7 protein-coding genes, 5 tRNA genes and 1 pseudogene are annotated in these 6,485 nt (G+C 52.5%); 7 read left to right on the top strand and 6 right to left on the bottom strand.

The features are described 5' to 3' along the window. Window positions 1-606 precede the first annotated feature (606 nt). A complete protein-coding gene (cmpA, locus tag G485_RS30160) occupies window positions 607-759 on the bottom strand; it encodes a cortex morphogenetic protein CmpA (protein WP_156922506.1) in 153 nt (50 codons plus the stop codon). 90 nt (window positions 760-849) lie between these two features. Then, window positions 850-1,212 (bottom strand): hypothetical protein, encoded by a 363-nt coding sequence (locus G485_RS0119595; RefSeq protein WP_027093924.1) that lies wholly within the window; start codon window positions 1,210-1,212, stop codon window positions 850-852. A gap of 95 nt (window positions 1,213-1,307) precedes the next feature. Here G485_RS0119595 and G485_RS0119600 point away from each other — a divergent pair, with 95 nt between their 5' ends. The 3 genes from G485_RS0119600 to G485_RS0119610 all read left to right on the top strand — a co-directional run bounded on the left by G485_RS0119600 (window position 1,308) and on the right by G485_RS0119610 (window position 2,063). After that, window positions 1,308-1,787 carry a SprT family protein gene (locus tag G485_RS0119600; protein WP_027093925.1) on the top strand — a complete coding sequence of 160 codons (480 nt, stop codon included), beginning with the start codon at window positions 1,308-1,310 and terminating at the stop codon, window positions 1,785-1,787. A gap of 107 nt (window positions 1,788-1,894) precedes the next feature. Then, a tRNA-Asn gene (locus G485_RS0119605) sits at window positions 1,895-1,970 on the top strand. Between the two features lie 4 nt (window positions 1,971-1,974). After that, a tRNA-Ser gene (locus G485_RS0119610) sits at window positions 1,975-2,063 on the top strand. Between the two features lie 57 nt (window positions 2,064-2,120). On the opposite strand, the gene corA is transcribed toward G485_RS0119610, so the two are convergent. Then, entirely contained in the window at window positions 2,121-3,059 is a 939-nt protein-coding gene (gene corA, locus G485_RS0119615) for a magnesium/cobalt transporter CorA (protein WP_051318424.1), read from the bottom strand. Window positions 3,060-3,210: 151 nt separating this feature from the next. Between corA and G485_RS0119620 the strand changes: the two genes are divergently transcribed. The 3 genes from G485_RS0119620 to G485_RS0119630 all read left to right on the top strand — a co-directional run bounded on the left by G485_RS0119620 (window position 3,211) and on the right by G485_RS0119630 (window position 3,498). Next, a tRNA-Glu gene (locus tag G485_RS0119620) sits at window positions 3,211-3,285 on the top strand. Between the two features lie 8 nt (window positions 3,286-3,293). Next, window positions 3,294-3,369, top strand: a tRNA-Lys gene (locus G485_RS0119625). Between the two features lie 43 nt (window positions 3,370-3,412). Further along, window positions 3,413-3,498, top strand: a tRNA-Leu gene (locus tag G485_RS0119630). Between the two features lie 412 nt (window positions 3,499-3,910). Here G485_RS0119630 and G485_RS31080 read toward each other — a convergent pair. The 3 genes from G485_RS31080 to istB are packed head-to-tail and all read right to left on the bottom strand — an operon-like array spanning window position 3,911 to window position 5,878. Next, window positions 3,911-4,333 carry a site-specific integrase gene (locus G485_RS31080; protein WP_240489212.1) on the bottom strand — a complete coding sequence of 141 codons (423 nt, stop codon included), beginning with the start codon at window positions 4,331-4,333 and terminating at the stop codon, window positions 3,911-3,913. Between the two features lie 41 nt (window positions 4,334-4,374). Beyond that, window positions 4,375-5,175, bottom strand: a complete 801-nt coding sequence (locus tag G485_RS31085; RefSeq protein ID WP_240489213.1) for a tyrosine-type recombinase/integrase — start codon at window positions 5,173-5,175, stop codon at window positions 4,375-4,377. Further along, the gene (istB, locus tag G485_RS0119640) at window positions 5,093-5,878 is read right to left on the bottom strand and encodes an IS21-like element helper ATPase IstB (protein WP_027093927.1); all 786 of its coding nucleotides are present in this window, start codon (window positions 5,876-5,878) and stop codon (window positions 5,093-5,095) included. Before istB ends, G485_RS31085 begins: the two co-directional genes overlap by 83 nt. A gap of 322 nt (window positions 5,879-6,200) precedes the next feature. Between istB and G485_RS0119645 the strand changes: the two are divergent. After that, window positions 6,201-6,485: pseudogene (locus G485_RS0119645) on the top strand (IS21 family transposase); the annotation flags it as partial.

Below are 6,485 nucleotides of genomic sequence, written 5' to 3' on the forward strand. Positions count from 1 at the left end.
ACTCGGACTGCAGAATGGGCGCCTCTCGTTTCGTTATATCCGGAGTATCGGTTGCCTCTCGTTCTCATCCGGGGGATTGTACGGCCGCACTGCCGATCTTTTCGTTTTCCCAATCGGCGTATCTTTAATGATGGGTTAGGCGTTGGGGCTCCGCCCATGACCTCGTGGGGGCCGGGTGCTCGTTCATACGGCTAACGAACCCGGTAAGCGGTATTCGATCGCAAAAACGTGCTTTGAAATTGTAACGAACTCCAGAATCGCTATTGGCGGCTATGGACGGCATTTTCTTCGTTTTTCCCTTCATTAACGCCGCTGAAGTTCGTTAGATTCGCAACCCCCCCATTTTTGACGCGCATAAGAATTATACGATTCGTTAGGCAAGGCAACGCAACGCATGGGAGTTAAGGCGGCAGCTCCTTACGCGGCACGAGATGCCGGAATACGGTGTCGACGATGATATCCCGTCTCGGCTTTGCAGCCGTCCGCCGCTTGCCCGATCTCTCAACGCCTCCCGGCGCAAGTCAAAGGCCGCCATCCTTCCGCAAGGGCATCATGCGAAGGAGGCGGCCTTTATTGTTAACCGGCGGTGCGGCGCGTTTGCCGGCCTTATCGCGACGGCTGGGTATTCGGCACCGTGGACGATGAACCCTCCGGGGACTGTCGCTGATAGAAGAACCAGCAGTCGTTCAGCATTTTGATCTGCCGGCGATCCTTCTTGAGATACGCCCTCATGAGCTGGTTGCACAGCCATTGCGGCATTGCTGTCGCCCTCCTCCCGTATCGTGCTGCTTTACTAGCATATGGAAGCGGGCTTATGACCGTGCAGGTCCCTCGTCGACGGCGCCCGAATTAAAGGGACCCTTCTTCCTCTTCCTCGTACCACTGCTCGAGCTGCGCCTGAAGGGCGCGAATTTCGGTCAAGAGCGAGACGAGCGGATAGGCGGTCTCCCGAATGGAGGCGAAGGAACGCTCCAGCTCGTCGATATACCGAAGCCCGCTTACCGGCGCGTCGTTCTCGTCCAACAGTTCCACTCCCGCGCATTCCGCAACGGCTCTCGGCAGCTCGGGAACGTTGTCGGCGGTCAGCTTGGACAGTTCTTTATGAAGCCTCAAATTCAGGGCGCTCAGCTGGTAAGCGTGCGTTGCGGGCATCTCGACGAAAAACAGGCTTCCGTCTCGGCGCTGCATCAGGACATAAGCCTTGTTGGACATGGCGGCGTGTTCTCCCCTCGGTCGACAAATTCTACTTGACAGTGTAGCCCAACCGGAGTCTACAATTCAAGTAGACAAGCGAGGAGGCGTCATGATTGAACGACGGCGAACTGCAAAGCTGGGTGGAAGCCGTGTCGCTGTCGGCGTTCGGTCTTCCGTTCCGGCATAAAGCCACGTTTAACGGACGGCTGCGGACAACCGGCGGCCGCTATTTTCTGAAGAGCCACCATATCGAGATCAGCCCGCACCAGCTCGCCGTTTACGGCCGGGAAGAGACGGAGCGGATCATCAAGCACGAGCTTTGCCATTATCATTTGCATTTGGCGGGGCGGGGATACCGTCACCGCGACGCGGATTTCAAGCGGCTGCTGAAGCAGGTCGGCGCAACGCTGCACTGCAAGTCGCTGCCCGGGGCGAGGCGCAGCCTGCCGGTCAAATATTTGCTCGTCTGCCGCGATTGCGGGATGTCGTATCCGCGCAAGCGCAAGGCCGATCCGCGCAAGTACGCGTGCGGGAAATGCCGCGGCCGGCTCAAGCTGGTCGAGGCGCCGCAAGCCGATTCCGCGAGCCGTTAAGGCTCGGTTCGGCCCCTTTTGTCGCCCATAAAAAAATATTGTCCAAACGCTTGACTTCACAATTGAACCATGCTAAATTAATACATGTCGCTTTTGAGAAACGACGTTCCCTGATAGCTCAGTTGGTAGAGCACTCGACTGTTAATCGAGTTGTCACAGGTTCGAGTCCTGTTCGGGGAGCCATTTTGGAGAGGTACCCAAGAGGCCGAAGGGGGCGCTTTGCTAAAGCGTTAGGGTGTAACAGCCGCGAGGGTTCGAATCCCTCTCTCTCCGCCAGCAAAGGCGATGTTTGAAGAGCCTGTTCCGGGCAGCCGGACAGGCTCTTTTGGATTTTTACAGCCATTTCTTCCGTTTGTAGTACCGCCACAGGCCGACGGCCACCAACACCATGACGAGCCACAAGGCCGGATAGCCGTATGTCCAGTTTAGCTCGGGCATGACGCGGAAATTCATGCCGTAAACGCCGACGAGGAACGTCAGCGGCAGGAAAATCGAGCTGATGATCGTCAGCGTCTTCATAATCTCGTTCATCCGGTCGGACTTCATGTTGAGCTGCAGCTCCAGCAGGCCGGTCATCGATTCCCGGAACGAGTCGATCGAATCGAGCACCCGCGAGATATGGTCGTAAATATCGATGAAATAGACGTCGGCTTCCTGGCGGCTGTAGGGGAATTGCTGGTGGCTGAGCTGCCCCAGGGCCACTTTCTCGTCGGCGAAAATGCGCCGCAGCGTGTGGAGTCTGCGCTTGAGCCGGAACACCTCGCCCGCGATCCGCACGTGAGGGTTGCGGAAAACGGCTCGCTCGTGTCCGTCGAGAATGTTGTCCACCTTGTCGACGACGTCCGCGTAACCATCCACGCAGCGGTCCAGCAGGCGGTACAGGACGCCTCCCGAGAACTCCATGTATCGGGCGGAGCGCCGGAAGTCTTCGGAAGCCGTCCGGAGCGGCTCGATCTCCTGCGGACAGACGGTGATGACATAGTTCGGTCCGATGACGTGCTCGATCTCGACAGTGGACAAATCTTCTTGAACGTGGAAAAAAGTGAGCAGCAGATGCTTGTCGTATTTGTCGAGCTTAGGGCGTTGGTTGAGCTTGATGCAATCTTCGACGATCAAGGGATGGCAGCGGAAGACGTCCGCCAGGAGGCGCTCGATCTCCTCGGGGGGAGCGCCGATGAGCGGAATCCAGGCGATTTCGCCGTCGTCCGGCACGCGGATGCCGGTCTCCCGCACGGTCTGCGAACGGGTATCGTATAGGATCATTTCGGGCATGATTTTCCCTCCTCGGAATGCTTTTAGGATAGCACATTTTGTAAATAAAAAAACTTTCGAAAAGGGCTTGCCTTTCTCGAAAGTTTCGGGTATACTCATTTTTGTCGTTTGAACGAGGCCTGATTGAGCGGGCTGCAAACAGAACAAATGTGGCCCGTTGGTCAAGGGGTTAAGACACCTCCCTTTCACGGAGGTAACAGGGGTTCGAATCCCCTACGGGTCACCAATCATCAAGAGCCATTAGCTCAGTTGGTAGAGCACCTGACTTTTAATCAGGGTGTCGAAGGTTCGAGTCCTTCATGGCTCACCAGTCAGCGTTCCGGCAGCCAACCGGAATAGCGGATACAGGATATGCGGTCGTGGCGGAATGGCAGACGCACCAGCTTGAGGGGCTGGCGGTAGCAATACCGTGGAGGTTCGAGTCCTCTCGACCGCACCATAATTTAAGAACTGAAATCCCTTGCGTAGCAAGGGATTTTTTGATTTTCGCAGATGTTGGTCATTGTTTAATTGACTTATGATTTTTGAGCTGATTTGCTTATGGGGACATTTTGGGGACATACATCAATAGCGGGGGACGGACTGTTTAAATTGGCAAGAGGATCTCGATGAATACCAACGTTTAACGATGGTGAAACCAAAGGACCGATCTAACAGACAATAGGTTAGATTGGCCCTGCAGAGTTTTAATGGGTGATCTATTTTAAGTGCCCTGACGGCTTCTGAAAAGGTCGTTATATGCGTTTGGATAGTTCGGGAGGGAAAATCTCTGGCTTAAGTGTTGTTAGCGATTAGGGGGTCATTTAGGCCCATTGGGATCATGGGATTGAATTCTGGAATTGTGAGCACCATCATTTTTTGAAAAGCGAATTCATTTTGTCCGCTGCCGACTTATCAGCGCTTTGCAATACATGACCATAAATGTTCATCGTTGTTGTGATGTTCGCGTGACCTAGACGGCTGCTAATTACTTTGGCATGGACTCCTTGATTGATGAGTAGCGTGGCAGAGGTGTGCCGTAAATCGTGAAATCGAATGTAGCGAATGCCATCACGGACAGTGAAGTTTCTCCACCATTGCGATGCGTACGAATAATAAACTGCCTTTCCATTGGTTGCGGAAAATACAAAAGAGTGGTCACCGCCAAGCCATTGGTCGCCCAATAAAGCCCGCTCGGCAATCATTTTTTCACGAAGCTTGATCAGATCCGGAATTAGGCTGCTCGGTATGGATATGCGACGAATAGAGCTCTTTGTTTTCGGGGCCTTGATCAATGGATTTCCCTTCTGAGTAAGTGAGAATGACTGTTTGACGTCTAAATACGCATTCTACAGGTCAACCTGCGGCCACTCCAGTGCAAGCAGCTCCCGCGGCGCATACCCATTGTAAGAGCCAACGTAATCAGCAGTCGCCACTCTAAGGGCTCTGACTTCAAAGCTTTAAAGACGGCTGCCACTTCTTCTTCGTTGTAGACGGAAACTTCTTTTGGAGTAACTTTTGGCTTTTTGACATCGGCGACGGGATTGTGATTAATAATTCGCCATTCAACAGCAATGTTGAAGATATTTCGTAATACTCTGTAGATGTATTGAATCGTACTGCTGGATAAGGCTTTTTCCTGACCATCTTTTCTTGCTGAGGGAGAGGAGAGGGCAGTAAGGAACGAAACGATGTGTAGCGTTTTTACTTGATCCAGCCTCATATGGCCGAAATAGGGTAGGATGTGGTTTTTGATATGAAACATGTAGTTGCGATACGTGAGCGTCTCCAAATGCTTTTGAGCGTATTTAAGCCTCCATTCCTCGACAAAATTCGTAAAGGTCAATTTCTCCGGTTCAAAGTAGGTACCCGATTTGACTTCAGTGATAAACTTTGCCAGTTCCACTTCGGCTTCTTTTTTCGTAAATCCAGAAACCGTCTTTCGATGACGGATCCGTTTTCCCTCACCATCAAAGCCGAGTTCAACTGTAAATCGCCATGTGTCAAGATCGGGCGAAAATTCCCCAAAAAAATCGCTCGAAAATTCCCCAGTTTCATCGGTCGGCTTCTCTCTCGTCAGAATGTTCGGGACGAAAGAAGCCGGCTTTTTTCTTCTCCTTGATGCGGTAGCTTTCACCTTTGATGTTTACCGTACTGGAGTGATGCAGGAGGCGATCGAGGATCGCTGTGGCCAGCACAGTGTCTCCGAAGATGTCTCCCCAAGCACCAAACGATTTGTTAGACGTAAGAAGGATAGAACCGCGTTCGTATCGCTCTGAGACGATTTGAAAGAAGAAGTGAGCGGCGGTCTCGTCCATCTTTCGGTAGCCGATCTCGTCAATGATGAGCAGATCCGGCTTAATGAACATCTTCATCTTCTGCTTAATCGCATTGGTCATGTGTGCAGTGAGCAGCGTTTGCACCAGATCGTGCGCCGTGATGAAATAGACCGTATAGCGCTGCTTTATCGCTTCGAGACCAAGCGCGACGGCAAGATGCGTCTTGCCCACACCAGGCGGCCCAAGGAAAACAAGATTCTCCTGATGCTCCATAAATCGAAGCGTCGCCAAGTCGCGGATGCGACGCTCGTCAATGGACGGCTGAAAAGCAAAGTCGAATTGGTCCAACGTCTTTCGGAAAGGCAGATGCGCTAGACGCGTCCGCGTTTGGATAAACCGGTCATGCTTGGCGAGCAGTTCTTCCGCCAAAAGATTGTCCAGAAACTCCAAATACGGTATATTTCGTTTAGACGCTTCTTCGGCGTGCTGATGTAGGATTTCGGGTATGCGAACCCATCCAAAGTGGCGCATCGCAGTCTCCAGTCTCTGTTGCAGAATCACTGGAGCACCACCTCCTCCATGAGTGTATCATAGGCCGACAGCGGGCGTTCCAACACTTCTGGTGCGGTATTTGGTACAAAACGTGGCGTAGGCTCTCCAACCGGACGACTCGTTCCTGTACGAATCCCCTCGAAGTGTTTTTTATTGCTTATAATTTTGTCTATCGTAAAATAAAATTACCCTAAATGATCAAATCGAACTACCCCAAAAAATCGTGTAATATTACCCCTCTTGATCGTCTCGGGTAAAACGAACGCAGATAGAGATTCCGATACCCTTTGTAACGAATTAGCGAAGGGTGCGGGGACGGGAGATGCTGAAGATGAGTCAGATCGAGACGATCAAAGATTTGCAGGCGATGGGGCTGGGGCCCGTCGCAATCGCCGAGCGGTTGAACATCACACGGAAGACGGTTAGCAAATACATGGCGGTCGACGCGTTTGAGGCGAAGCCGAAAAAAAGCGGAGCGGAGCAACCCTCGAAGCTCGATCCGTTTAAGCCGCTGATTCAAGAATGGCTTGAAGAGGATCGCAAAAATCGGTACAAGCAGCGTCACACGGCGATGCGTATCCATAAGCGCCTGCTCGCCGAATGCGAAGATTACGAT

Source organism: Cohnella thermotolerans DSM 17683, from assembly GCF_000429825.1.
Classification (GTDB): domain Bacteria; phylum Bacillota; class Bacilli; order Paenibacillales; family Paenibacillaceae; genus Cohnella; species Cohnella thermotolerans.